This window comes from Streptomyces sp. SS1-1 (genome assembly GCF_008973465.1).
Lineage (GTDB): Bacteria > Actinomycetota > Actinomycetes > Streptomycetales > Streptomycetaceae > Streptomyces.
This window is the reverse complement of sequence record NZ_WBXN01000004.1, coordinates 6062182-6088209: the sequence shown is the minus strand read 5'-3', so window position 1 is coordinate 6088209 and position 26028 is coordinate 6062182. Positions and strand designations below refer to the sequence as shown.

The 26028-nt window shown below is 72.1% G+C and carries 20 protein-coding genes; 1 reads left to right on the top strand and 19 read right to left on the bottom strand.

Annotated elements, in window-relative coordinates:
- Positions 1-67 precede the first annotated feature (67 nt).
- Positions 68-1447 (top strand): OFA family MFS transporter, encoded by a 1380-nt coding sequence (locus F8R89_RS29215; RefSeq protein WP_192806265.1) that lies wholly within the window; start codon positions 68-70, stop codon positions 1445-1447.
- Positions 1448-1525: 78 nt separating this feature from the next.
- On the opposite strand, the gene F8R89_RS29210 is transcribed toward F8R89_RS29215, so the two are convergent.
- The 19 genes from F8R89_RS29210 to F8R89_RS29125 all read right to left on the bottom strand — a co-directional run bounded on the left by F8R89_RS29210 (position 1526) and on the right by F8R89_RS29125 (position 25771).
- Positions 1526-2737 (bottom strand): sugar phosphate isomerase/epimerase family protein, encoded by a 1212-nt coding sequence (locus F8R89_RS29210; protein WP_151786744.1) that lies wholly within the window; start codon positions 2735-2737, stop codon positions 1526-1528.
- A 115-nt stretch (positions 2738-2852) separates the two neighbouring features.
- On the bottom strand, positions 2853-4283 hold the full coding sequence (locus F8R89_RS29205; RefSeq protein WP_151786743.1) for a nucleotide pyrophosphatase/phosphodiesterase family protein: 1431 nt from the start codon (positions 4281-4283) through the stop codon (positions 2853-2855).
- Positions 4280-5449 carry a metabolite traffic protein EboE gene (gene eboE, locus F8R89_RS29200; RefSeq protein WP_151786742.1) on the bottom strand — a complete coding sequence of 390 codons (1170 nt, stop codon included), beginning with the start codon at positions 5447-5449 and terminating at the stop codon, positions 4280-4282. The genes F8R89_RS29205 and eboE overlap by 4 nt, the downstream gene beginning before the upstream one ends.
- 3 nt (positions 5450-5452) lie before the next feature.
- On the bottom strand, positions 5453-6394 hold the full coding sequence (locus tag F8R89_RS29195; protein WP_225994526.1) for a TatD family hydrolase: 942 nt from the start codon (positions 6392-6394) through the stop codon (positions 5453-5455).
- Positions 6395-6419: 25 nt separating this feature from the next.
- Complete coding sequence (locus tag F8R89_RS29190; RefSeq protein WP_192806264.1) at positions 6420-7217, bottom strand: EboA domain-containing protein; 798 nt, start codon at positions 7215-7217, stop codon at positions 6420-6422.
- Entirely contained in the window at positions 7214-8197 is a 984-nt protein-coding gene (locus F8R89_RS29185) for a sugar phosphate isomerase/epimerase family protein (protein ID WP_151788331.1), read from the bottom strand. The genes F8R89_RS29190 and F8R89_RS29185 overlap by 4 nt, the downstream gene beginning before the upstream one ends.
- Before the next feature lie 194 nt (positions 8198-8391).
- The gene (locus F8R89_RS29180) at positions 8392-9336 is read right to left on the bottom strand and encodes an SCO3242 family prenyltransferase (RefSeq protein ID WP_151786741.1); all 945 of its coding nucleotides are present in this window, start codon (positions 9334-9336) and stop codon (positions 8392-8394) included.
- Complete coding sequence (locus F8R89_RS29175) at positions 9333-10505, bottom strand: inositol-3-phosphate synthase (RefSeq protein WP_151786740.1); 1173 nt, start codon at positions 10503-10505, stop codon at positions 9333-9335. Before F8R89_RS29175 ends, F8R89_RS29180 begins: the two co-directional genes overlap by 4 nt.
- Before the next feature lie 90 nt (positions 10506-10595).
- Positions 10596-14321, bottom strand: a complete 3726-nt coding sequence (locus F8R89_RS29170) for a ThuA domain-containing protein (protein ID WP_151786739.1) — start codon at positions 14319-14321, stop codon at positions 10596-10598.
- Positions 14322-14587: 266 nt separating this feature from the next.
- Positions 14588-15586 carry a sugar phosphate isomerase/epimerase family protein gene (locus F8R89_RS29165; protein WP_151786738.1) on the bottom strand — a complete coding sequence of 333 codons (999 nt, stop codon included), beginning with the start codon at positions 15584-15586 and terminating at the stop codon, positions 14588-14590.
- A 14-nt stretch (positions 15587-15600) separates the two neighbouring features.
- A complete protein-coding gene (locus tag F8R89_RS29160; protein WP_151786737.1) occupies positions 15601-16827 on the bottom strand; it encodes a Gfo/Idh/MocA family protein in 1227 nt (408 codons plus the stop codon).
- A gap of 208 nt (positions 16828-17035) precedes the next feature.
- Positions 17036-18073, bottom strand: a complete 1038-nt coding sequence (locus F8R89_RS29155; RefSeq protein ID WP_151786736.1) for a substrate-binding domain-containing protein — start codon at positions 18071-18073, stop codon at positions 17036-17038.
- Between the two features lie 17 nt (positions 18074-18090).
- Complete coding sequence (locus F8R89_RS29150) at positions 18091-19110, bottom strand: ABC transporter permease (RefSeq protein ID WP_151786735.1); 1020 nt, start codon at positions 19108-19110, stop codon at positions 18091-18093.
- On the bottom strand, positions 19107-20627 hold the full coding sequence (locus tag F8R89_RS29145; RefSeq protein ID WP_151786734.1) for a sugar ABC transporter ATP-binding protein: 1521 nt from the start codon (positions 20625-20627) through the stop codon (positions 19107-19109). Before F8R89_RS29145 ends, F8R89_RS29150 begins: the two co-directional genes overlap by 4 nt.
- 257 nt (positions 20628-20884) lie before the next feature.
- Positions 20885-22066, bottom strand: coding sequence for an ROK family protein (locus F8R89_RS29140; RefSeq protein WP_086867059.1), 1182 nt, complete (start codon positions 22064-22066; stop codon positions 20885-20887).
- 326 nt (positions 22067-22392) lie between these two features.
- Positions 22393-23067: a GntR family transcriptional regulator gene (locus tag F8R89_RS29135; RefSeq protein ID WP_151786733.1), complete on the bottom strand. Its 675-nt coding sequence runs from the start codon at positions 23065-23067 to the stop codon at positions 22393-22395.
- 172 nt (positions 23068-23239) lie between these two features.
- Positions 23240-24178, bottom strand: coding sequence for a beta-ketoacyl-ACP synthase III (locus F8R89_RS29130; protein WP_151786732.1), 939 nt, complete (start codon positions 24176-24178; stop codon positions 23240-23242).
- A gap of 149 nt (positions 24179-24327) precedes the next feature.
- A complete protein-coding gene (locus F8R89_RS37140) occupies positions 24328-24456 on the bottom strand; it encodes an MFS transporter small subunit (RefSeq protein ID WP_264158895.1) in 129 nt (42 codons plus the stop codon).
- Positions 24446-25771, bottom strand: a complete 1326-nt coding sequence (locus tag F8R89_RS29125; RefSeq protein ID WP_151786731.1) for an OFA family MFS transporter — start codon at positions 25769-25771, stop codon at positions 24446-24448. Before F8R89_RS29125 ends, F8R89_RS37140 begins: the two co-directional genes overlap by 11 nt.
- Positions 25772-26028: the final 257 nt, after the last annotated feature.

Genomic DNA, 26028 nt, shown 5'->3' with positions numbered 1-26028 from the left:
CGCGCGCACGAAAGGCATTGGACAGGGGGCGCTGGCCAGAGCTTTCGACGCAAGGGGTGCAAACAACGTGACTACTACCGACGTTACGCGGGTCGCCACCTATCGGGAGGTGACCGACAGGAACGGACGCGTCTACCGTGTCGGCGAGACCGACGTCGACATCATGGGCCGCAAACGCAAGTGGATGGTGATTCTGCCCTGGGTCGGCATGATGGGCATCTCGTCCGCCGAGTACGCCTTCGCGTCCGCGGAGGACACCCTGCACCAGGCCCACCAATGGTCCAGCAACAGCATCTACTGGATGATGACCGCCTGGGTGTTCTGTCAGGCCGCGGTGGCCTTCCCGGCGGGGCGGCTGCGGGAGAACGGCAAGCTGCCCGCGCGGTGGGCGATGATGCTGGGGTCGGCCGGCACGCTGCTCGGCTATCTGTCGCTGGCCTTCGCGCCGCATGTCGCCCTGGCCTTCCTGGGCTTCGGCGTCTTCAGCGGGATGGGCGCCGGCATGGTGTACGCGACCTGCGTCAACATGGTCGGCAAGTGGTATCCGGAGCGCAAGGGCGGCAAGACCGGTTTCGTCAACGGCGGTTTCGCCTATGGCTCGGTGCCGTTCGTCTTCATCTTCCACGGCTACATGGACGGCTCCAACTTCCGCTGGGTGCTGGTCTCCTCCGGCCTCTTCCTCGCCGCGCTGGTGGCGGTCGCCGGGTTCTTCTTCCGGGACCCGCCGAAGAACTGGTGGCCGTCCTCCGTGGACCCGCTGAACCCGCCGGACGACCCGCGCGCGCGGCGCTCGCTGGAGAAGAACCCGCCGGCCGTCAAGCAGTACTCCCCGCTGGAAGCCTGGAGGACCGGCCGGGTGGCGCTGATGTGGTTCTGTCTGGCCTGCACCTCCGGCGTGAACATCTTCGGCATAGCCTTCCAGGTCGACATCGGCGAGGAGGCGGGCTTCGCGGCCGGCATCGTCGCGACCGCGATGTCGCTGAAGGCGATCGTCAACGGCACCGGCCGCGGGGTGATCGGATGGCTCTCCGACCTGTACGGGCGCAAGCAGTGCCTGCTGTACGTGTGCGCGATCCTGGGGCTCGCGCAGTTCGGCATCATCTGGTCGGCCGAGATCAAGAACCTGCCGCTGTTCCTGGTCTTCTCCGCGATCTCGGGGTTCGGCGGCGGCGCCATCTTCCCGATGTTCGCGGCGCTGACGGCGGACTACTTCGGTGAGAACAACAACGCCACCAACTACGGCATGGTCTACAGCTCCAAGCTCGTCTCCGGCCTGGGCGCGGGCATGGGCTCCCTGGTCGTCGCCGCGTGGGGCTACACCGGCGCGTTCAGCCTGGCGGGCGGCATCTCGCTCTTCGCCGGAGTGGTCGCGCTGTTCCTGCACCCGCCGGGACGGACGAAGACGAAGAAGGTGACGCCCAACCCCCGCCCGCTCGGCGAGGGGTGACCTCGGCGGCACCGGCGCGCACGGACCGGGCGGCCCCTCCCATGGTGCGGGAGGGGCCGCCCGGTCCGTGTGCAGGGGTCAGCGGTGCCGCTTGCGCAGGGCCGCCATGTTGTCGTAGCTGATCTTGGCCTCGCGCAGCGACTGCGCGGGGTCGGTGGCGCTCGGGGAGTTGTCGTCCTCCACCATCGGGTTGCGGTAGTTGCTCAGCCCGACCCGGGAGAAGAACGTCGTGTAGTCGATGTCGCCGGTGCCGAACGGCACCATGTCCCAGCCCATGCCGTTGGTGGTGTCGACGACGCCGTCCTTGGCGTGGAACAGCGGGTAGCGCTTGTTGTACCGGGTGACCAGGGCCGCCGGGTCGAAGACGTTCTCGCGGGTGGAGCCGTCGTGGGCGGTGTAGGTGTGGAACTTGTACTGGGCGACGTGCGCCCAGAAGATGTCCATCTCCAGCCAGACCACCTTCGGGTCGGTGATCTTGAGGAAGTACTCCAGCTTCCGGATGCCCGAGCTGCGGGTCGGGCGGCCCTGGTCGTCCAGCGGGCCGCCGTCGAGCAGGAAGCCGTAGGCGCTGTCGTGGTTGTGGGTGTACAGCTTGATACCCGCCCGGCGGGCTATCTCGCCGAGGGCGTTCCACTTGTCGGCGGCCACGTCCCAGTCGGCCCGGTAGGAGCTGCCGGTGGGGTCGCCGCCGGTGCCCATGTGGTCCATGCCGAGGATGTTGGCGATCTCCAGGTGCTTCTTGAAGGTGTCCTTGTCGGCCGTGGTCAGCGGCCAGGACGACGGGATGAAGCCGTGGTTGCCCTGGGCGCGCAGTCCGTACTCGTCGAGCCAGCGGCGCAGCAGCCGGGCGCCCTCGACCGACTCCAGGTTCGCGCCGCCGGGGGCGTTGGCGTGCTGGCCGTAACCGGCGAACTCGATCTGGCGGTAGCCGTGCCGGGCGAGCTGCTTGAACACCTCGCGGAAGCCGGACGGCAGGTCGCTGGCGAGCGGGTCGCGTGCCGTGGCGTCCCGGACGGTGTAGAGGATGATGCCGCGCTTGTGGGGCGGCACGAGCACCTGGCCACGGCCGTGATCGTGGCCGTGGTCGTGGCCTGGTCCGTGGCCGTGGTCTCTGCCCTGGGCGAGGGCCGGCGCGGCGCCGAGGACGGGGGCGGCGACCGCTCCGGCGGCCACGGCGGTGCAGGTGCTCAGGAAGCGGCGCCGGCCCACGCCGAGGCTGCGGCGCAGCGCCTCGTCGGGGGTGTCGCCGAGCGGGACGGCTGGGGTGCTGGGGTCGTTGTACGGGGTCACGGGTGCCCTGCCTTCTCGGTCGTGGCCGGTGCCGATGGCGCCGGGACCGGCCGTTGTCAGTGCCGTGTGTTTCACTCTCGGTAGTCGGATTTCGGCGGCCGTGCGTGGTGCGGTGTCAGCCGAGTCCGGCGAGCCGGAGCAGGAGTTGCTTGACGTCGGTGGCCGCGACGCGGTCACCGACAGCGCGGGGGGTGGAGCAGATGAGGAGCGGACCGTCGTCGTCGCTCGCGGGGAGGCGGCCGTGGCTGCCTCGAATAGGTGAGGGGTCCAGGGGCACGACCGCCATGCGGTAGCGCATGCCGAGTTTCTTGCGGGCGAGCGCGGTCGCGGCCTTGACCTTGACGTAGGGGTCGAGGGGGTCCATGAAGAGCTCGACCGGGTCGTAGCCGGGTTTGCGGTGGATCTCGACGAGCTGCGCGAAGTCGGGCGCGCGGTCGTCGTCGAGCCAGTAGTAGTACGTGAACCAGGCGTCGGGCTCCGCGACGGCGACGAGTTCGCCCGAGCGCGGGTGGTCGAGGTGGTGGGCCTTCTTGCCCTCGTCGTCGAGGAGCTGGTCGATGCCGGGCAGGCCCTCGAGGGCTTCCCTGGTCGCCTCGAGGTCCTCGGGCCGGCGGACGTAGACGTGCGCGATCTGGTGGTCGGCGACGGCGAACGCCCGGGACGCCATCGGGTCCAGGTACTCCATGCCGTCCTGGGTGTGCACCTCGAGCAGTCCGGCGCGGCGCAGGGCCCGGTTGATGTCGACGGGCCGGTCGGCGCGGGTGATGCCGTACTCGGAGAGCGCGACGACGGTACGGCCCTGGGCGCGGGCGTCGTCGAGGAGCGGGGCGAGGGCCGCGTCCAGGTCGGCGGCGGCCTTCAGGGAGCGCGGGTCGTCGGGGCCGAAGCGCTGCAGGTCGTAGTCGAGATGAGGGAGGTAGCACAGGGTCAGGTCGGTGTCGCGGGTCCGCATGACGTGCCGGGTGGCGTCGATGATCCAGCGGCTGGACACGAGGTCGGCGCCGGGGCCCCAGAAGTGGAACAGCGGGAAGGTGCCCAGTTTCTCCGTGAGTTCGTCGTGCAGGGCGGGGGGCCGGGTGTAGCAGTCGGGTTCCTTACGGCCATCCGCGTAGTAGACGGGACGGGGGGTGACGGTGATGTCGGTGTCGGCGCCCATGGCGTACCACCAGCAGATGTTGGCGACGGTGTAGCCGGGGTGTGCGCGGCGGGCGGCGTCCCACAGCTTGTCGCCGGAGACCAGTCCGTTGTGCTGGCGCCACAGCAGGACGTCGCCGAGCTCGCGGAAGTACCAGCCGTTGCCGACGATGCCGTGCTCGGACGGGTGGGTGCCGGTGAGGAAGGTGGACTGGGCGGCGCAGGTGACGGCGGGCAGGACGGTGCCGAGCGGCGCCTGGGAGCCGGACTGGGCGAGCCGCTTCAGGTGAGGCATGTGGTGCAGGAGACGGGGGGTGAGGCCGACGACGTCGAGGACGAGGAGCGGTGTGGGGCGGCCGGTGGCGCCGGAGGGATCGCCGGGCCGGGTGGCCGGGGCGGGTCGCTCGGTCATGGCAGCTCCTTCAGGCCGAGGTCGGTCAGCAGATCGCGGGCGAGGGTGAGTTCGGCGGCGATGCCGTCGGCGAGCTGATTGCGGGCGCGCGGCCGCAGCTCGGGCGGCAGGGCCTGCCAGGTGTACGTCTCGACCTCGAGGTGGTGGGTGAGCGGCTTCGGTCCGCCGGCCAGCCGGGTCAGTACGGACTTCAGGACGGGGAGTGTGGAGGTGAGGGGCGCCGCCGGCGCGGCGTGCAGCGGTACGTGGAAGTGGGCGCGCCACGGCGAGGCGTCGGGCAGGGCGTCACCGGTGAGGGCCTCGCCGAGGTCGTCGGTGCCGCGCAGTCCGGCGGCGGTGGCGACGCGGGTCTGGTGCAGGAAGCGGGGTTCGTCGAAGGCGGCGAGCGCTTCACGGACCTCGGGGAGGTGCGGGTCCTCCGCGTGCAGCGCGGCGGACAGCTGGGACTTGACGACGGGGACACCGGCCGTGGTGAGGGCGTCCAGGGCGGTGTGCGGGTCTTCGAAGGAGGTGGCGAGGTGGCAGGTGTCGACGCAGACACCGATGCGGGGGTGGCCGATGGCGGCGAGCGGGGCGAGGGCGTCGCCGGTGGTCTCGACGACGCAGCCGGGTTCGGGTTCGAGGCCGATGCGGATGTCCTTGCCGGTGAGGTCCTGGAGGGCGTCGAGGCGTTCCCCGAGGGTGGCGAGGGCCGCGCGAGCAGTCTCGGCGCGCCGGTCGTCGTAGGCGGTCCGCCAGGCCAGGGGCAGCGTGGAGATGGTGCCGCGGGTGACGTCGTCGGGCAGCAGTCCGGCGAGGACGCGGGCGAGGGCGGTGGTGTGCTCCAGGCGTTCGGGGTCGGCCCAGTCCGGCTTGTAGACGCGGTACTTGACCTCCTCGGCGCCGAAGCCCTCGTAGGGGAAGCCGTTGAGGGTGACGACCTCCAGGCCGCGCCGGTCGAGTTCGGTGCGCAGTCCGCGCAGCGCGGACGGGTCGGAGACGAGGGCCCGGGCGGCGTCCCTGGCGAGCCACAGGCCGATGCCGAGGCGGTCGCGTCCGAGGCGTCGGCGGACCGGTTCGCAGTGGTCGCGCAGCTGGGCGAGGACGCCGTCCAGGGTCTCCGCCGGGTGCACGTTGGTGCAGTAGGCGAGGTGGACGGTGGAGCCGTCGGGGTGCCGGAAGCGCATGGGTCACGCCCCCGGGACGGCGGTTGCCTCGTGCCGGTCAGCCGCCGCGCCGGCCGGTGCCGTACCGGGGTCGTCCGCCGGTCCGGTGCCGGGGTCCTTCGGTACGCCGCGCAGGATGGAGTTGCCCTCGTGGGTGGCGTCCGGGGTGGGCACGTCGAGGGTGAGGCGGCCGCTGAGCCCGTAGAAGGCGACGGGGTTGCGCCACAGGACCCGGTCCACGTCGTCCTCGCCGAAGCCCTCGGCCAGCATCAGGTCGGCGACCTTGCGGGTCTTCAGGGGGTCGCTGCGGCCCCAGTCGGCCGCGGAGTTCACCAGGACCCGCTCGGGGCCGTAGGCACGCAGGATGGCGACCATCCGTTCCTCGTCCATCTTGGTGTCGGGATAGACGGAGAAGCCGAGCCAGCAGCCGCTGTCCTTGGCCTCCTTGACGGTGGTCTCGTTCAGGTGGTCGATCAGGACGTGGTCCATGGGCAGCGCGGACTCGCGGACCACGTCGAGGGTGCGGCGCAGGCCGGCGAGCTTGTCGCGGTGCGGGGTGTGGACCAGCGCGGGCAGTTCGTGTGCGGCGGCGAGTTCGAGCTGGGCCGCCAGGGCGGTGTCCTCGGCCGGGGTCATCGAGTCGTAGCCGATCTCGCCGACGGCGACGACCTGGTCCTTGACGAGATAGCGGGGAAGCGCGTCGAGGACCGGGACGCAGCGCGGGTCGTTCGCCTCCTTGGGGTTGAGGGCGAGGGTGCAGTGGTGGGCGATGCCGTGCTGGGCGGCGCGGAACGGCTCCCAGCCGAGGAGGGAGTCGAAGTAGTCGAGGAAGGAGGCGGGAGAGGTGCGGGGCTGGCCGAGCCAGAAGGAGGGTTCGACGACGGCACGGACACCGGCGGCGTACATGGCCTCGTAGTCGTCGGTGGTGCGCGACGTCATGTGGATGTGGGGGTCGAAGAGGCGCATCGGCACTCCTTGCCGTCGGGTGCGCTCAGCCGTGGTCGGCGGCGGGCGCGGAGGGGGTGGCCGGGGGGTCGGTCAAGGCCAGGACGCGGTGCAGGTCGGCGGGGACGGCGCGGCCGGCGGCGGTGCGCTCGGCCGCGTAGTCGGTCAGCATGCGGGCGAGTTCGGTGTCGCGGTGCGCCCGGCGGTCCAGGTCCGCCACGGCGTCGACGGGCACGCCGGTGAACAGGCACTTCAGGACGGCGTGACGCCAGGCGTGGGCGTCGAGGTACCGGGCGGCGTAGGGGCCGACGGCGGCGGTGACGAGCCGGGTGTCGTTGGTGCGCAGGGCGTCCTCGACGAGCGGCAGTCCCTCGCGGCCGGGCACCAGGTGTGGCAGGGCGTACAGGACGGCTCGGCGTTCGGCGCCGGTGCCCTGGTAGTAGACCCGGGCGAGCGCGTCGGCGTCGGCGCGGGCCGCGTGCAGGATGAGGACGCGGGCGGCGTCGGCGTGCACGGGACCGCAGCGGCGGCCGGCCTCGGCGATGCGCAGCTCCCACACCGAGATGGGGCCGTGGGTGCCGGGGTGGGCGGCGGCCTCGTCGAGGGCCCGCCGCAGCCAGCCGCGGGCCGGTTCGTCGAGCAGGGCGACGAGGTGGTCGCGGAGTTCGGCGGGGGTGGCGGTGGCGAGGGTCGCGGCGCCGGGGTCGATGGCGGCACCCGTGGGGGTCACGTCGGCTGGGGTGCCGGGCACGGGTCTTGGTCCCGTGCCGGTGGCGGGGTCCGTGAGCGGGTCGGCGGCCGTGTCCGCGCCCGGGGTCGCCGGGCTGGTGCGGGGGTGGGTCATGAGGTGCTCCCTTCAGGGGTGGCGGAGGGATCGCCGTGCGACGGGACGGGGAGGGATGAGGCGAGGGCCGTGGCCTCGGCGCGGCGGAGGAACGGGAGGGACAGTTCGGCGTGGTGCGGTCCGGCGTGGGAGTGGCGGGGCAGTTCGACAACGGTCAGGCCCTGGTAGCCGGTGGCGGCGAGGGCCGCGAGGACGGGCGGGAAGTCGATCTCCCCTTCCCCGAACGGAAGGTGCTCGTGGACGCCGCGCCGCATGTCCTCGATCTGCACATGGCGCAGCCAGGGCGCGGCGGCGCGCACGCAGTCGGCGGGAGAGGAGGTCTCCAGGCACTGGCAGTGGCCGATGTCGAGGGTGAGCCCGAGCGGGCCGGGGTCGCCCAGGAGGTGGCGCAACTGGTGGAAGTCGTCGAGGCGGGCCACGAGGTGGCCGGGTTCCGGTTCGACGGCGAGGGGCACGCCGGCGGCCGCGGCGGCGTCCAGGACGGGGGCGAGGCTGTCGGTCAGACGCTTCCACGCCGTGTCCTCGTCCGTGCCGGGCGGGAGGACGCCGCTGAAGCAGTGCACGGCGTGGGCGCCGAGGTCGGCGGCGACCCGGACGGCCCGCAGGAGCAGGTCGACGCGGCGGGCGCGGTCGCCGGGTTCCGCGTCCAGGAGGGAGGGGCCGTGCTTGCGGCGGGCGTCGAGCACATAGCGGGCGCCGGTCTCCACGGTGACGCCCAGACCGAGTTCGGCCAGCCGCCGGGCGAGGCGGCCGGTGCGGGCGGCCAGGTCCGGGGCGTAGGGGTCGAGGTGCATGTGGTCGAGCGTCAGGCCGAGGCCGTCGTACCCGAGGTCGGCGAGGAGACCGAGGGCGTCGTCGAGCCGGAGGTCGGCGAGGCCGTTGGTGCCGTAGCCGAAACGAAGGGGGGTGGGAGGGGCGGTGGCCGCGGTGGCGGCAGTGGCCGCGGTACCGGGGGCGTGGGCCGGGCGGGGCGCGGACAGCGAGGTACCCGGAGCGGGCTGCCGGGCCGGGGCGGCGGCTTGCCCGGTGGGCTGCGCGGCGGACCCGGCGCCCCGCACAGGCAACCCGGCGGCGGACTGCACGGTGGACTCGACGCCCCCCGCAGGCGGCCGACCCGAGGCAGCGGCTCGCGCGGCAGCCCCGGCCGTGGCCGGTGACGGGGTGGGCCAGGAGCTCATGTGATGCTCACCTTCTTCGCGTACCGCCGCCCGAGTGGGGCGAGCGCGGCGATGGCCAGGGCGGTGAGCCCCGCTCCGGCGCGGGCCGCGAGCGCCGCCTGGAGCGGGATGGTGGCGCGGATGCCGCCGCCGACCGCCCGCTGGGTGAGGGGCGGTGAGGGGTTGAGCGCCGCGTGGGTGTAGGGGCGTCCGGCGGTGACGGCGTAGGCGGCGGCCAGGCCCGTGCGCAGGGCTCGGCCGGGAGCAGAACCACCCCCCATGGAGCCGTTGCCCAGGGCACCGGTCCTCACGGAGGGGCCAGCCCGCCCCGAAGCCCCAGGAGCCCCCGCCCCTTCCCCGCGCGCCAGCACCCGCGTCAGTACGGCCGTCGCTGCCAGGGCCGCCAGGGGTGGGAGGGAGGTGCCGCCCTGGGTCTCGCGGCGGGAGACCGTGGTCACCGCGAGGGTGTGGGTGCCGAGCAGGGCCGCGGAGGACAGGGCGGCCCGGGGGCGGCCGGTGGTGGCGGCCGCGCCGAGGAGGTGGTCGAGGCCGCGGGCGACGGCCATGGCGACGGGTCCGGCCGGGGTGTGCTTGAGGCCGAGGTCGTACGCCCAGACCGTGGCGGCCAGCGGGGCCGCCACCGCGAGCGCCGGGCGGCCGGCGCCGGCGGCCAGGCCGAGGCCGGCGGTGGTCAGGGCGCAGGCCGCCGCGAGGGCGGAGGACGGCCGGATGCGGCCGGAGGGCAGGGGGCGGTGGGGGCGTTCGGCGGCGTCCTCCGCGCGGTCCGCCCAGTCGTTGAGGGCCATGCCGGCCTCGTAGAGGCAGAGGGAGGAGCCGATGGCGAGCAGGGTGCGGGGGCCGGGCCGGGCCCCGGCGGCGACGGCCCCGCTGAGGGCGTCGCCGGGGACGGTGAACAGGGCGGGCAGCCGCAGCAGTTCGGCCCATGCGCGGCGACGGCTCACGGACGCTCCTCCGCGTCACCGGCGTCCACCGGGCGCAGCCGCTCACCCAGTTCCAGCAGGGCGGCGTACTGTTCGCCGAGGCTCGCCGGGCCGTCGCCCACAGGGTCCTTGAAGTAGAAGCCGAGCGGGGCGAGCGGGCCGGAGAGGCCGGCCTCGTGGGCGCGGGCGGTGAGGCGGGCCAGGTCCAGGACGAGGGGGGCCGCGAGCGCCGAGTCGCAGCCCTGCCAGATGGTCTGCAGGACCATGCGGGTGCCGAGGAAGCCGTCGAAGGCGATGTGGTCCCAGGCGGTCTTCCAGTCGCCGAGGGCCTGGACGTCGTCGATGTGGACCTCGCCCTCGGGGACGGTGCCGAGGGTGTCGGCGAGGACGCGTTCCTTGCCGGCGTTCTTCGCGGCGGCGGCGGCCGGGTCGGCGAGGGCGGCGCCGTCGCCGCCGCCGAGCAGGTTGGTGCCGGACCAGGCGCGGACGGTCAGGGCCCGCTGGGCGAACATCGGGCCCAGCACGGCCCGCAGCAGCGTCTGGCCGGTCTTGCCGTCGCGTCCGGCGTACGGCAGGCCGCTCTCCTCGGCCGCGCGCGCGGCGGCGGGGTGGTGCAGGCCCTCGGACGGGGTGAAGTTGACGTAGGGGCAGCCGGCGCGCAGGGCGGCGAGGGCGTACAGGGTGCTGGCGGGCAGGGGTGCGTCCGCGCGGCCCTCGGAGGCGGGTTCGGTGGAGGCGACGTTCACCACGACCGTCCGTTCCAGGGCGTGGCGGCGGGTGAAGTCGCGGATGTCGGCGGCGAACGCGTCGATCAGTCCGGCCTCGGTGCGGGTGTCCCCGCGGGTGGGTCCGCCGGGCCTGATCTCGCGGTCGGCGGCGGCGAGTTCGGAGGCGACGGCGGTGGCGACGCCGGGTGGGAGGACTCCCCCGGCGGTCAGGGTCTCGGCGCGCTTGGGCAGCGGGCAGTCGAGGGTGTCGTGGCCGCCGAAGACGAGGTCGGACAGGGCGGGCAGGCCGCTGCCGGTGAAGGCGGGGGTCTCGGTGACCATGCCGGTCGGCGGGTGCAGTCCGGCGGCGATGGCGGCGCATCCCGTGACGACGGTGGTGGCGACGGAGCCGCGGGCTCCGATCAGCCACACCCCCGTACGCGGGCGGGGCTGGGGCGCGGAAGGGGACGCGGACGCGGACATGGGCAGCAGCCTCCTGGTCGTGCGCGAACACCGGGGTGGGGAGGGCGAGGGACGGCGGGCGGGGGTCCGGCGTCCCCCGCCCGCCGCCGTTCAGTCGCCCTTGACGGGCAGTTCCTTCAGCTGGACGTTGCGGAAGGAGACCTTGTCGTCGGCGCTGTGGTTCTGCAGGCCGATGTAGCCGTCGGTCAGGCTCCGCCGGGGGTCCTTGTTGGTGAAGTCGTTGATCTTGACTCCGTTGAGGAACACCTGGAGGCGTTCGCCCTGGACCTTGATCTCGTAGGAGTTCCACTGGCCGGGCGGCCGCAGGACCTGGTCACGGGCCTTGATGTTCGCCGCCTTGAACGTGTAGATCGCACCGGTGGTGCGGTCCACCGCGTCCGTCGCGTCGATCTGGATCTCGTAGCCGTTGTCGACCGCGGACCAGGGGTCGTCGGAGGCGGGGAAGCCCACGAAGACACCGGAGTTGTCGTCGCCCCTCATCTTCCAGTCCAGCTTGAGGGAGTACGACTTCAGCTCCTTGGCCTGGTACCAGAGCAGGCCCATGCCGCCCTCGGTCTCCATGACCCCGTCGTCCTTGACGACGAACCTGCCGGGGCCGGCCTGCTTCCAGCCGTCCAGGGTCTGGCCGTTGAAGATCTTCCGGTAGCCCTTGTCCGGCTTGCAGTCGGCCTTCACCTGGCCGGTGGCGTACTGGAGGCCGCCGAGCAGATGGGCGCGGAACGCCTCGTCGGCGTAGGACTCCTTGGTGTGGCCGCCGCCGGTGTAGAAGGAGCGGCCGCCGCCGTAGGTCTGGCACCAGGCGATCGGGTGGTCGCCCTTCATGGTGCCGCCCTGGTAGGTGGTCTCGTCGAGGGTGGCGAGGACCTTGGCCTGCTCACGCGGGTTGGTGCGGTAGTTGTACCACTCGTCGGTGCGCTCCCAGGTGTCGTCCAGGTGCGCGGTGGCGGGGTGGTCGTGGTCCTCGACGCGGACGGTGGCCTTCTGGATGGCCGGGTGGGACTGGAAGTAGGCGCCGACGAGGCCGCCGTAGAACGCCCAGTCGTACTCGGTGTCGGCCGCCGCGTGGATGCCCATGTAGCCGCCACCGCCGGCCACGTAGTCCTCGAACGCCTTCTGCTGCTCGGCGTTGAGGACGTCACCCGTGGTGGACAGGAAGGCCACCGCGTCGTACTTGGCGAGGTTGGTGGTGGTGAACTGCCGGGCCTCCTCGGTCGCGTCGACCGTGATGCCGGCCGGGGCGCCGAGCTCCTTCAGCGCGGCGACGCCCTCCGGGATGGAGTCGTGCCGGAAGCCGGCGGTCTTGGAGAAGACGAGGACCTTCTTGCCGCCCTTGAACGGCTGGGTGGAGAACTCGAAGTCGTCCACGTCGTACAGGGCGCCTTCGCCGCCCTTGAAGACCAGGTAGATCTCGGTGGTCTTCTTGGGCAGGGCGCGCAGCGGCACGTCGACGTTCTGGAAGGTCTCCCAGCTGCCGGTCGGCGGGATGTACGCCGAGCCGTGCAGGGGGCCGTCGGGTGAGCCGGTGCGCAGTTCGATGAAGCCGCCGGAGCCGCCGGAGGAGGCCCGTACGGTCATCTTCTTCTGCCCGTCGAAGCGGTAGGGGCTGAAGGAGATCCAGTCGCCGTCGTGGATGTCGCCGACGGTCTTGCCTCCGTTGGCCTGCGCCTTGTCGAAGGTGTTGACGCCGGACTGGGCGGTGAAGTGCTCGGCCTGGCGGTGCAGCGGCTGGACCACGGCCCGGGCGGTGCCGGTCAGGGCCTCCTGGCCGTTCGCCCCGCCGTCGGTGTAGCTGGCGCCGACCACGCCGTAGATGTTGGCGTTGGGGTCGTGTCCGCCGTCACCGGGGGGCGGGTTCAGGGTGCCCTCGCAGCCCATCTCGCTGGTGAGTTCGTGGGCGTGGGAGTCGTGGCCGAGGCTGTAGGCGACCTTGACCTTGGAGCAGTCGACGGTCTCCTCGGGGTCGGTCACCGTCACCTTGAACGGAACGGGCTTGCCGAACTCGGAGAGCGCCCCGTTGCCCGGGAGGTCGATGCGCACCTTGGGTTCGGTGTTGCCGACGACGATCCGGACGCTGGCGTTGCCGGTGTTGCCCTCGGGGTCCTTGGCGGTGAAGGTGGCGCTGTAGGTGCCGACCTTCTTGTACTGGTGGGTGGGGGTCAGGCCCTCGCCCTTGGTGCCGTCGCCGAAGTCCCAGCTGTAGGTGAGGTCGGTGGAGTCGGCGTCCTTCGCGGAGCCGGTGAACTTGACCTTGAGGCCGGCCGCGCCGGACGTCTTGTCGGCGCTCACCTCGGCGATCGGGGAGAAGCCGTCCTCGGCGTTCTCGATCCGGTACAGCGCGGAGTCCTTGTCCCCCTGGAACCAGGACAGGCCGTAGTCGAGGACGTAGAGCGCGCCGTCGGGGCCGAACTCCATGTCCATGATCTGGGTGCCGGTCCACGGGAAGTCGTTGATCTTCGCTACCGAGCCGTCGTCGTTCTGCTCGATGCGCTTGATCCAGCGACGTCCGAACTCACCCGCGAAGAAGTCGCCGTCGTACTCCTCGGGGAACTTCACCTTGGAGTCGAGGTCGGGGTCGTAGCGGTAGACCGGGCCGCCCATCGGGGACTCGGAGCCGCTGCCGAACTCGGGCACGGAGCCGTCGTCGTAGGGGATCCAGGCGGGCTGGGCGGGCGGCAGGTCGGTGAGGCCCGTGTTGTGCGGGGAGGTGTTCTTCGGGGCGTCGCAGTCGAACTTGTCACCGGAGACGCCGGTGCCGAAGTCGTAGTCGTTGTAGGCGTCGTTGTCGCCGGTGCAGAACGGCCAGCCGAAGTTCCCGGCCTTGGTGACCTTGGCGAACTCGACCTGTCCGGCGGGCCCGCGGGTGGGGCTGGCGGCGCCGGCGTCTGGGCCGTAGTCCCCGACGTAGACGATGCCGGTCTTCTTGTCGACGCTGATCCGGAACGGGTTGCGGAAGCCCATCGCGTAGATCTCGGGGCGGGTCTTCTCGGTGCCCGGCGCGAAGAGGTTGCCCTCCGGAATGGTGTACGAGCCGTCCTCGGCGACCTTGATGCGCAGGATCTTGCCGCGCAGGTCGTTGGTGTTGCCGGCGCTGCGGCGGGCGTCGAAGGCCGGGTTGCGGTTCGGCCGGTCGTCGATCGGGGTGTAGCCGTCGGAGGAGAAGGGGTTGGTGTCGTCGCCGGTCGACAGGTACAGGTTGCCGTCGGCGTCGAAGGCGATGTCGCCGCCGACGTGGCAGCAGGTGCCGCGGGAGGCCGCGACGTCCAGGACCTTCTTCTCGCTGGCGAGGTCCAGGGTGCCGTTGGCGTTGAGGGTGAAGCGGGACAGGCGGTTGACGCCGTCGAACTTCTTGAAGTCGTCGGCGGTGCCGGTCTCCGGGGCGTCTCCGGCCGGGGTGTCCAGCGGCGGGGCGTAGTACAGGTAGATGGCCCGGTTGTTCTTGAAGTCCGGGTCGATGCCGACGCCCTGGAGGCCCTCCTCGTCGTGGTTGTAGACGTCGAGGCGGCCGGCGACCTTGGTGACGCCGCCCTGGTCGGTGAGGCGCAGGGTGCCGTCCCGCGAGGTGTGCAGGACGCTGCGGTCCGGGAGCACGGCGAGCGACATGGGCTCGCCCGTCTCGGGTTCGCCCTTGGCGAGCGGCACCTGCTGGAACTGGCCCTCGGCGGCGGCCGGTTCGTCCTGCTGGGGGTGGCCGGGGTGGGCGCCGGCGACGGTGGCCGGGGTGCCGACGGCCAGGAGCAGGCCGGTGAAGAGGGCGACGGTGGTGCGGAGTCTGCGACGCCTGGGGGTTCGGGTGTCTCTGAAACCGGTTCTGTGCACGAAGTCCCTCCGGGAACGGGGTGGGGCCGTACGGGTGGGTGCTTTGAGACGTGCGGTGCGGGCGCCGGGGTGCGCCGTCACCCCGGAGAAAGGTGTGTCCTGAACACCTCAAGGACGGTAACCGGGTCCGCGCGGGGCGAACACCCCTTGCACCGGATTCGGTTGAACTTTTTCCCAACCGAGGACAAAGCCGAATTCGCGCAGGTCGGAGGGGGGATCGGCAGGCTTGCCGATCCCCTTCCCCGACCTGCGGCCGGTCCCCCGGCTCAGCTGTTGAACGCGGCGTCGAAGGACGCGCTGGGTGGCTCGAAGTCGAAGGCCTTCAGACGGCTGAGCGCCTCGGGGGCGCCCTGCAGCCGGTCCATGCCGGCGTCCTCCCACTCCACGGAGACCGGCCCCTGGTAGTCGATGGACCGCAGCATCCGGAAGACGTCCTCCCAGGGCACGTCCCCGTGTCCGGCCGACACGAAGTCCCAGCCGCGGCGCGGGTCGCCCCACGGCAGATGGGAGCCGAGGCGGCCGTTGCGCCCGTCGAGCCGCCTGCGGGCCTCCTTGCAGTCGACGTGGTAGATCCGGTCGCGGAAGTCCCACAGGAAGCCGACCGGGTCGAGGTCCTGCCACACGAAGTGCGACGGGTCGAAGTTCAGGCCGAACGCGGGCCGGTGATCCACCGCCTCCAGCGTGCGCACGGTCGTCCAGTAGTCGTAGGCGATCTCGCTCGGGTGGACCTCGTGGGCGAAGCGCACGCCCTCGGCGTCGAAGACGTCCAGGATCGGGTTCCAGCGCTCGGCGAAGTCCTCGTAGCCGCGCTCGATCATCGACTCGGGGGCGGGCGGGAACATGGCGACCAGGTGCCAGATGGCGGAGCCCGTGAACCCGATCACCGTGTCCACCCCGAAGGCCGCGGCGGCGCGCGCGGTGTCCTTGACGCGTTCCGCGGCCCGCCGGCGCACCCCCTCCGGGTCGCCGTCGCCCCAGATGTCGGCCGGCAGGATCGCCTGGTGGCGTTCGTCGATGATGGCGTCGCAGACGGCCTGGCCCACCAGGTGGTTGGAGATCGCCCAGCACTTCAGGCCGTACTTGTCGAGAAGCTGGTGCCGGGACTCCACGTACCCGGGGTCGCTCAGGGCCTTGTCGACCTCGAAGTGGTCGCCCCAGCAGGCGAGTTCGAGACCGTCGTAGCCGAAGTCGCGGGCGAGCCGGCAGACCTCCTCCAGGGGCAGGTCGGCCCACTGGCCGGTGAACAGCGTGAACGTGCGCGGCATTCTCGTTGGCCTCCTCAGACGGCGATCGGGGTGAAGACGGAGTTCTTCTCGGCGCTCTCCTCGACGGCCGCCAGGACCCGCTGCACCTGGAGTCCGTCGGCGAACGAGGGCCGCGGCGAACGGTTCTCGGCCACGGCGTGGACCAGGTCGCGGGCCTGGTGCACGAAGGAGTGCTCGTAGCCGAGGCCGTGGCCCGGCGGCCACCAGGCGTCCACGTACGGGTGGTCGGGTTCGGTGACGAGGATGCGGCGGAACCCGGCGTGCGTGCCCGGCTCCCGGCCGTCGTGGTACTCGAGCTCGTTGAGCCGCTCCAGGTCGAAGGCGAGCGAGCCGTGCTCGCCGTTCAGCTCGATGCGCAGGGCGTTCTTGCGGCCGGTGGCGTAGCGGGTGGCCTCGAAGGAGGCGAGCGCGCCGGAGGCGAAGCGGCCGGTGAACAGGGCGGCGTCGTCGACGGTGACCGGGCCGGTGGCCTCGCCGGCCTCCACGGCGGACAGGCCGCTCGCCGCGCCGCCGGGCAGCGGGCGCTCCCGGACGAAGGTCTCCGTCAGCGCGGACACCCCGGTCAGCCGCTCCCCCGCGAGGTGCTGCGCGAGGTCGACGATGTGCGCGCCGAGGTCGCCGAGCGAGCCCGAGCCGGCCGACTCCCTGCGCAGCCGCCAGGTCAGCGGGAACCGCGGGTCCACCAGCCAGTCCTGGAGGTAGGTGACCCGTACGTGGCGCAGCCGGCCGACCCGGCCCTCCGCGACCATGGCGCGGGCCAGCGCGGTGGCGGGCAGCCGGCGGTAGTTGAAGCCGACCATCGCGACCTGGCCGTTCGCCTGCGCCCGCTGGGCGGCCGCGGTCATCGCCTCGGCCTCCTCGACGGTGTTCGCGAGGGGCTTCTCGCACAGGACGTGCTTGCCGGCGTCCAGCGCCGCCAGCGCGATCTCGGCGTGGCTGTCGCCGGGCGTGCAGATGTCGACGAGGTCGATGTCGTCCCGGGCGATCAGGGCACGCCAGTCGGTCTCCGCCGTCGCCCATCCGTGCCGGTCCGCGGCCGCGCGGACGGCGGTGGCGTCCCGGCCGCAGATCGCGGCGAGCACCGGGGTGCGGGGCAGGTCGAAGACCCGGCCCACGGTGCGCCAGCCCTGCGAGTGGGCCGCGCCCATGAAGGCGTATCCGACCATGCCGACGCGCAGGGGTGGTGCGCCGGACCCGGTGGCCCCTGCCTCGGCCTGGTCGGGCTGCTGCGGCTGTCCCATGCGATGGTCCTCCTCGTCGTCGTGCCGCGGTGGGGGGTGGGGGGCGCCCCGGGCCCGGCGGTGCCGTCACCGGTCCGCGGGCGGGCCCGGCGGTCCGGCCGGCGTCGTCGCGCGGCCGGGCCGCCGGCGCTCGTGCCGGCCGGTGCCGCCCGTGGCCGCCCCCGGCCCTGCCCGACGGACTCCCCGTTCCCGTCGGGCAGGGGGCGCCTCACTTGAAGCCGGTGGACATGTACTGGTCGACGTTGTCCTTGTCGACGACGGCCGAGTACAGGGTGATCGAGGCGGGGATCTCGAACTCGGCCATGCCGCCGACGCCCTTGCCCTGGCCCAGCGCACGGGCCAGGTCGATGGCGGACGCGGCCATCGTCGGCGGGTACAGGACCGTGGCCTTGAGGACGCCGTCGTCCTTCTTGATGGCCTGGAAGGCGGACAGGGCGCCGGCACCGCCGACCATGAGGAAGTCGTCGCGGCCCGCCTGCTCGATGGCGCGCAGGGCGCCGACGCCCTGGTCGTCGTCGTGGTTCCACAGCGCGTCGAACTTCGACTGCGCCTGCAGGAGCTGGGACATCTTGGACTGCCCGGACTCGACGGTGAACTCGGCGGCCTGACGGGCCACCTTCTTGATGTTCGGGTAGTTCTTCAGGGCGTCGTCGAAGCCCTGGGTGCGCTGCTTGGTCAGCTCCAGGTTGTCCAGTCCGGCCAGCTCGATGACCTTGGCGTCGGACTTGCCCTTGAGCTTCTCGCCGATGTAGTGCCCGGCGTTGAGGCCCATGCCGTAGTTGTCGCCGCCGATCCAGCAGCGGTACGCCTGCGGGGTGTTGAAGACCCGGTCGAGGTTGATGACCGGGATGCCGGCGCGCATCGCCTTCAGGCCGACCTGGGTGAGCGCCTTGCCGTCGGCGGGCAGGATCACCAGGACGTCGACCTTCTTGTTGATGAGGGTCTCGATCTGGCCGATCTGCTGGGCGGTGTCGTTGGAGCCCTCGGTGATCTCCAGCGTCACGTCGGAGTACTTCTTGGCGCGGCTCTTGGCGTTGTCGTTGATCGCGTTGAGCCAGCCGTGGTCGGCCTGCGGTCCGGCGAAGCCGATGGTGACCTGCTTGCCGGGCTTGTCGTCGGCGGCCGGCTGGTCGTTCGCGGCCGGTTCGTCCTTGGACTCGTTGCTCGTGCATCCCGCGAGGAGGGCTCCGGCGCCCACGGCGGCGGTTCCGAACAGCAGCCCTCTGCGGCTGGTGAACTCTGGCATGGCGGTGAACCCTTTCCTCAGGTCGTGCTCGGGGTACGGCGCTGGACCAGCACGGCGGCGACGATGATCGCGCCCTTGGCGATCTGCTGGACGTCGCTCTGCAGGTTGTTCAGGGCGAAGATGTTGGTGATGGTGGTGAAGATCAGGACGCCGAGCACCGAGCCGACGATGGTGCCGCGGCCGCCGGTGAGCAGCGTGCCGCCGATGATCGCGGCGGCGATGGCGTCGAGTTCGTAGAGGTTGCCGTTGGTGTTCTGACCCGAGCCGGACAGGATGATCAGCAGGAACGCGGCGATGCCGCAGCACAGTCCGGACAGCAGGTAGAGGTAGAGCCGCTGGCGGCGGACGTCGATGCCGGCGAGCCTTGCGGCCTCCGGGTTGCCGCCGACCGCGACCGTGCGGCGCCCGAAGGTGGTGCGGTTCAGCACCAGCCAGCCGATGACCGTCACGACGGCGAACACCATGACCAGTGGCGGGACGCCGAGGACGTACGCGTCGCGCTCGCCGAGGTCGAGCACCGAGGGGATGGTGACGATCTGCGTCTTGCCGTCGGTGATCTGCAGTGCCAGGCCGCGCGCGGAGGCCAGCATGGCGAGCGTCGCGATGAACGGCACCATCGCGCCGTAGGCGATCAGCACCCCGTTGACCAGCCCGCATCCCACACCGACGAGCACCGCGGTGAAGAGGATGCCGGCGAACCCGTACTCCTGGGTGGCGACCGTGGTCGCCCACACCGAGGCCAGCGCGACGATCGCGCCGACGGACAGGTCGATGCCCCCGGAGATGATCACGAAGGTCATGCCGACGGTGACGACACCGATCACGGACGCCTGGGTGAGGACGAGTTGGAGGTTGCGGGTGTCGAGGAACTCGTCCGGCTTGGTGATGCCGCCGATGAGGATCAGCGCGGCGAGGACGCCGAGCAGGGACAGGGTGCGCACGTCGGCGTGGGCCATCAGGCCGCGCCAGGCGGGCGCCGCACCGGACGGGGGCACCTTGTCGGTGCTGTCCCGCGGCGGGGAGGCGTGCTGCGTCATGACGCCGGGCTTCCTTCCATGACGAGGTCGAGTACGCGGTGTTCGTCGAGTTCGGGCGCGGGAGCCGTGTGCACGACACGGCCCTCGCGCAGCACCAGGACCCGGTCGGCGAGCCCCAGCACCTCCGGCACTTCGCTGGAGACCAGCAGCACGCCGAGCCCTTCGTCCGCGAGCCGCCGCACGACCGCGTACAGCTCGGCGCGGGCGCCGACGTCGACACCCCGGGTGGGTTCGTCGAGCAGCAGGACACGGCAGCCGCGCAGCAGCCAGCGGGCCAGGACGGCCTTCTGCTGGTTACCGCCGGACAGGGTGCGCACCGGCACCGAGGGGTTGTCGGGGCGCAGGGACAGCTCGCGGGTGGCGGCGCGCGCCGCGCCGCGTTCGGCGGCCCGGTCGATCCAGCCGGCGCGTGCGAAGCGGGACATGGACGACACCGACACGTTCCGGGTGACGGACTCCAGCATCAGCAGGGCCTGCGCCTTGCGCTCCTCGGGGGCGAGCCCCAGCCCGGCGCGTACGGCGGCCCGGACGCTGCCCGGCCGGAGCGGGCGCCCGTCCACGAGGACCTGGCCCGCGCTGGGCCGCCGGGCACCGTAGATCGTCTCGAGGATCTCGGAGCGTCCCGAGCCGACGAGTCCGGCGAGCCCGACGATCTCCCCGGGCCGCACGATCAGGTCGAGTGGCTCGAACTCGCCGTCCCGGGCGAGGCCGCGGACCTCCAGCAGCGGGTCGCCTCCGGCCGCGTCCCGCACGGACCTCTCCGGGAAGACGTACTCGACGTTGCGTCCGGTCATCATCGCCACGACGTCACGGGTCGGGGTGGACTTGGCGGGCAGTCCGCCGGCCACCGCCCGGCCGTCCTTGAGGACGGTCACCCGGTCGCCGATGCGGCGGATCTCCTCCAGGCGGTGCGAGATGTAGACGACGGCGACGCCTTCGGCGGTGAGGTCGCCGACGATCCGGAAGAGGTTGTCGACCTCGTCGGGGTCGAGGGCGGCGGACGGCTCGTCCATCACGATCAGGCGGACGTCGTGGGAGAGGGCGCGGGCCATGGAGACGATCTGCTGCTGGGCGGCCGAGAGGTCGCCGACCAGCCGTCCCGGGTCGATCTCGGGGTGCCCGAGCCGCTTGAGGAGCCGGGCCGTCGAGGACCGTGCGGTCCGGCCGCGCACGATGAAGCCGGCGGTGGTCGGCTCGTGCCCGAGGTGGACGTTCTCGGCGACCGACAGATGCTCCACCAGGTCGAGTTCCTGGTAGATGGTGGCGATGCCGAGGCGCATCGCGGCGATCGGCGAGCGGAGGGTGATCTCCTCGCCGCGCCAGCGGATGGTGCCGGTGTCGGGCTGGTGGGCGCCGGCCAGGACCTTGATGAGCGTGGACTTGCCGGCGCCGTTCTGGCCGAGCAGGCAGTGCACTTCACCGGCCTGGACGTCGAGGTCGACGCCGTCGAGGGCGCGGACTCCGGGGAACGACTTGGTGATGCCGTTCATGCTGAGCAGCGGTGGTTCTGGTGCCATGAGGTCCCCTTGGCGGGCATGCGGGCCGGATTCAGGGCAGGGCGGGGCAGGGCAGGGCGGAGCGAGGAGGGGCGGAGCGGTACGGGTGGTGCGGCTCTGGTGCCTCCGGAGAGGCTCGGGTGCGGCTCGGTGTGACGACGCGGTACGGGTGGTGCGGCGAGGCGGTGCGGGGACGTGCGGGGACGTGCGGGTGGAGCCCCCGGCCGGCGGGTGGCCGGGCGGGTGGTGCCGGGGCCGGCCCGGGGGCCGGCGGGTGCCTACGCGGGTGAGAACAGGTGGTCGCTGATGAGGCGGGCGGCGCCGATGACTCCGGCGGTGGGGCCCAACTCGCCCAGGACGATGGGGAGGTTGCCGGTCGCCAGGGGCAGCGACTGGCGGTAGACCTGGGTGCGGATGGCGGCGAGCAGGGTGTGGCCGAGACCGGTCACCCCTCCGCCGATCACCACCAGGCCGGGGTTGAAGAAGCTGACGAGTCCGGCGATGACCTGCCCGACCCGGTTGCCGCCCTCGCGGATCAGGTCGAGCGCGGTGGCGTCACCGGCGGCGGCGGCCGCGGCCACGTCGACGGCGGTGAGGGTGCCGTTCGCCGCCAGACGCGAGGCGAGTTCCTCGGACAGCCCCTGCTCGGCCGCCTCGACGGCGTCCCGGGCGAGGGCCGCCCCGCTGAAGTGCGCCTCCAGGCAGCCCCGGTTGCCGCAGGCGCAGGGGCGTCCGTCGGGCACGGCCTGGATGTGCCCGATGTCGCCCGCGCTGCCGGTGACACCGCGGTGGACGTCACCGCCCGCGACGATGCCGCAGCCGATGCCGGTGCCGATCTTGACGCAGAGGAAGTCGCCCACGGAGCGTGCGACGCCCGCGTGCTGCTCCCCCATCGCCATGAGGTTCACGTCGTTGTCGACCATGACCGGGCAGCCGAGTTCCTGGCTGAGCGCCTCCCGCACGGGGAAGCCGTCCCAGCCCGGCATGATCGGCGGCGCCACGGGGACGCCTTCGGGGAAGCGGACGGGTCCGGGGACGCCGATGCCGGCGCCGTCGAACCCCTCGGCGAGCCCCGACGCCTTCAACTTGGCGGCCATGGACAGGACTTGCTCGAAGACCGCGACCGGGCCCTCACGGACGTCCATGGGCTGGTTGAGGTGCCCGAGGATCTCCAGTTCCGCGTTGGTGACGGCGACGTCTACCGAGGTCGCGCCGATGTCGACGCCGAGGAAACGCAGACCGGGGTTGAGCCGGATGTTGTGGGAGCGCCGGCCGCCGCGCGAGGCGGCGAGGCCGTCGGCCACGACGAGGTCCGTCTCCAACAGGCGGTCCACCTCGACGGCCAGCTTGGACCGGGAGAGGTCGATCTGATCGCCGAGCTGGGCCCGGCTGTTGGGCCCCCCGTCACGCAACAGCTTGAGCAGCCGGGCCTGGTGGGCGTTAGCGGGTCGCGCCGTCATGCGTCTCACGTGCCCCTCCCCGCCTCGATCGGCCTGAGTGCCGGAATCCGGCCACCGCGGTGGCCTTGCTTTCGAGGGGAACGTAGCAGTGGCCGCCGGGAGTGGGAAGAAGTTGCGCAGAGATTGCCTCCAACTTTCTCCACTCACAGGACAAAGACGGACCCCCGTGCCGCCCGAGGGCTGACACGGGGGTCCGTGAGCGCGCGCTTCCCGCTGCCGTGAAGCCGCCGGAGAGCCACCGAAGGGCTGCCGTGGAGCGGCCGAAGAGCTGCCGAAGGTCTGCCGAAGAGCTGCCGGAGAGCTGCCGGAGAGCTGCCGGAGACCGGCTACTGGGCCCGCTGGTGGTACGACCGCCGGGTGTGCTCGGTGTGTTCGCGCATCAGCTGGGTCGCACGGGCCTCGTCCCGCTCGGTGATGGCGGCGATCAGCCCGCGGTGCTCGACCCACGACTGATGCCCGCGCCGGCGGGCGATCGGCGTGTAGTACCAGCGCACCCGCCGGTCGACCTGGGCGGCGAGCTCGGCGAGGACCGTGTTGCCGGCCAGCTCCATGACCTTCGTGTGGAAGCGGGCGTTGAGCGCCACGGCGGTGTCCACCTCGTCGGCGGCGACGGCCTGCTCGCCCTGGGCGCACAGCTCCTCGAGGGCGGCGATGCCGGCGCTGTCCGCGTGGGCGGCGGCCAGCCGGGCGGCCTCGGCCTCCAGAAGCGTGCGGACGGTGAGGAGCTGGTCGGCCTCCTCCTCCGTCGGCTCGTGCACGAACGCGCCCTGCGCGGGCCGCAGATCGACCCACCCCTCGGTGTTCAGCCGCTGCAGCGCCTCGCGCACCGGCTGCCGCGACACCCCGAGGTGGCCCGCCAGTTCGCTCTCGACCAGGTGCTGGCCGGGCTGGAGGGCACGGGTGGTGATGAGTTCGAGCAGCGCCTCGTAGACGCGGTCGCGCAGCGGGCCGGGCCGTTCGAGCTTGGGCACCGCACCCTGCGGCAGTCCTGTCGACAACATCGGTTCCCCTCCTGGGTGAACACCGGGCGACTGCGCCCCCGTGGCCGGCCGTCACCGCGAGCCCGTATGGATTGTCTTTCGTCTACAGTCTACGGCGCACGCGGGTCGGGAGAACTGAGGAGTCGGCCACATCCGGCCGCCACCTCAGCCCCCCGGGCCTTGGAAGCCGGCGTCACGGGCAGCGGACGACCTGTCCCGCGTACGACAGGTTGCCGCCGAAGCCGAAGAGCAGCACCGGGTCGCCGGTGGTGATCCGCCCCTGCTCCACCAGCTTGGAGAAGGCGAGCGGGATGCTCGCCGCCGAGGTGTTGCCGGACTCGGTGACATCGCGCGCGACGACCGCGTCGACCGCGCCCAGCTTCTGCGCGAGGGGTTCGATGATGCGCAGGTTGGCCTGGTGCAGGACGACACCGGCGAGGTCCTCGGGGGCGTACCCCGCGCGCTCGCAGGCGGCGCGCGCGATGGCCGGCAGCCGGGTCGTCGCCCACCGGTAGACGCTCTGCCCCTCCTGCGCGAACCGCGCGGGCTGGCCCTCGATGCGTACCGCGTGCCCCATCTCGGGCACCGACCCCCACAGCACCGGGCCGATGCCCGGCTCGCCGGACGCCTCCACGACGGCGGCGCCCGCCCCGTCCCCGACCAGGACGCAGGTCGTCCGGTCGGTCCAGTCGGTGACGTCGGACATCTTGTCGGCGCCGATGACGAGGGCGCGCGCGGAGGAGCCGGCCCGCACCGCGTGGTCGGCCGTGGCCAGCGCGTGGGTGAAGCCGGCGCAGACCACGTTGATGTCCATCGCGGCCGGTGAGGGGATGCCGAGCCGGGCCGCCACGCGGGCGGCCATGTTCGGCGAACGGTCGACGGCGGTGGAGGTCGCGACCAGGACGAGGTCGATGTCGCCGGGCGCGAGGCCGGCCGACGCGAGCGCCTTCGCGGCGGCGTGCGCGGCGAGTTCGTCGACCGGTTCGTCGGGCCCGGCGATGTGGCGCGTGCGGATGCCGACCCTGGACGTGATCCACTCGTCACTGGTGTCGACCATGCCCGCCAGGTCCTCGTTGGTGAGGACCCGGGCGGGCTGGTAGTGGCCGACGGCGGCGATGCGCGAGCCGTTCATCAGTGGTGATCCCCCTCGAACCTCGGGTAGCGGGATGCACCAGTCTGATCAGTGACTCACCGGTACGACGGCACGTGATGCCACAGGAAACGGACGTCCGTGTTGTCGGCTTCTTGCAGACTCCGGACGTCCGGTCACCTGCCGGAGACCTACCCGGTGAACAGCTGGGTCGCCTTGCGGACGAGTTCGTAGAGCCCGTACGCGAGCGGTGCCCCCACCCACACCCAGGCGAAGGCGATCAGGGGGCGCCGGGTGGGCGGGCTGCCGTCACTGGACATCGCTGGCCTCCTTCTCCTCGGGCCGCGTGGCCGGTTCATGGTGGCGGGGGTGGACGGGCCGTACGAGCTCGTTGGCGACGAAGCCGACGGCGAGCAGTCCGATCATGATGAACAGGGACAGGGTGTAGAGGGACGAGCCGTCCTTGCCCGCCTCCTCCTGCCGGTCCGCGATCCAGTTCACGATGAGGGGTCCGAGGACGCCGGCCGTGGACCAGGCGGTCAGCAGCCGCCCGTGGATGGCGCCGACCTGGTAGGTGCCGAACAGGTCCTTCAGATAGGCGGGGACGGTGGCGAAGCCGCCGCCGTAGAAGGAGAGGATGACCAGCGCGCACAGGACGAACAGCGGCTTGGAGGAGTCGCCGGCCAGCGCGATCAGGGCGTACATCAGGGCGCCGACGCCGAGGTAGACGCGGTAGATGTTCTTCCGCCCGATCAGGTCGGAGGTGGACGACCAGCCGATGCGGCCCGCCATGTTGGCGGCGGACAGCAGGGCGACGAAGCCTGCCGCGGCCGAGACCGACACCGGTGTGGAGGAGCCCGCGAAGAAGTCCGTGATCATCGGCGCGGCCTTCTCCAGGATGCCGATGCCGGCGGTGACGTTCATGCAGAGCACGATCCACAGGCACCAGAACTGCGGGGTGCGCACGGCACTGCGGGCGGAGACCCGCGGCCCGTCGAGGGCGGCGGGGCCGTCGCCGGCCGCGGCGTTCACCGGGCGCGGCACCCGGACCAGCAGGACGCCGAGCAGCATGAAGACGGCGTACGTCAGGCCGTGCACCAGGAACGCCATGGCGATCCCGGAGCTGTCGGTGCCGAAGGACTCCAGCATCTGCGCCGACCACGGGGAGGCGATGAGGGCGCCGCCGCCGAAGCCCATGATGGCGATGCCGGTGGCCATGCCGGGCCGGTCCGGGAACCATTTGATCAGGGTGGACACCGGTGAGATGTAGCCGATGCCGAGGCCGATCCCGCCGAGGAAGCCGTAGCCGAGGACGATCAGCCAGTACTGCTCGACGGCGGCGCCGAGCGCGGCGAGCAGGAAGCCGGAGGAGAAGCAGACCAGGGCGACCGTCATCGCCCAGCGCGGCCCGTTGCGCTCCACCAGCGTGCCGCCGAACGCGGCGGACAGGCCGAGCATGACGATACCGAGCTGGAAGGGCAGCGCGCTCTGGGTGCCGCTGAGGCCGAGGGCCGACTCCAGCGGGGGTTTGAACACGCTCCAGGCGTAGGCCTGGCCGATGGACAGATGGACCGAGAGTGCGGCGGGCGGAACCAGCCAGCGGCTCCATCCCGCGGGTGCCATGGGGGGACTCATGATCCCGCACGGTAGGCAGCGCCGGGGTGGTTGAGAAGTCAACGGGTCGACCGTATGCGGTGAACGGTGTCCGGGACGCGACGAACGGTCGGTCGGCCGCGCGCCGTTGGGGACGAGAGCCACGCGGCGTCGGCGACGAAGGGCGTGCGCGCACTCTTGCTGACCCCCTATCCATACTGTAGACAATATTCAGTCGACGAGCTTCGATTCGTCCCCTCCCGTTTCTTCAGCACAGCCACCTCCGCGGTACTCCCTCG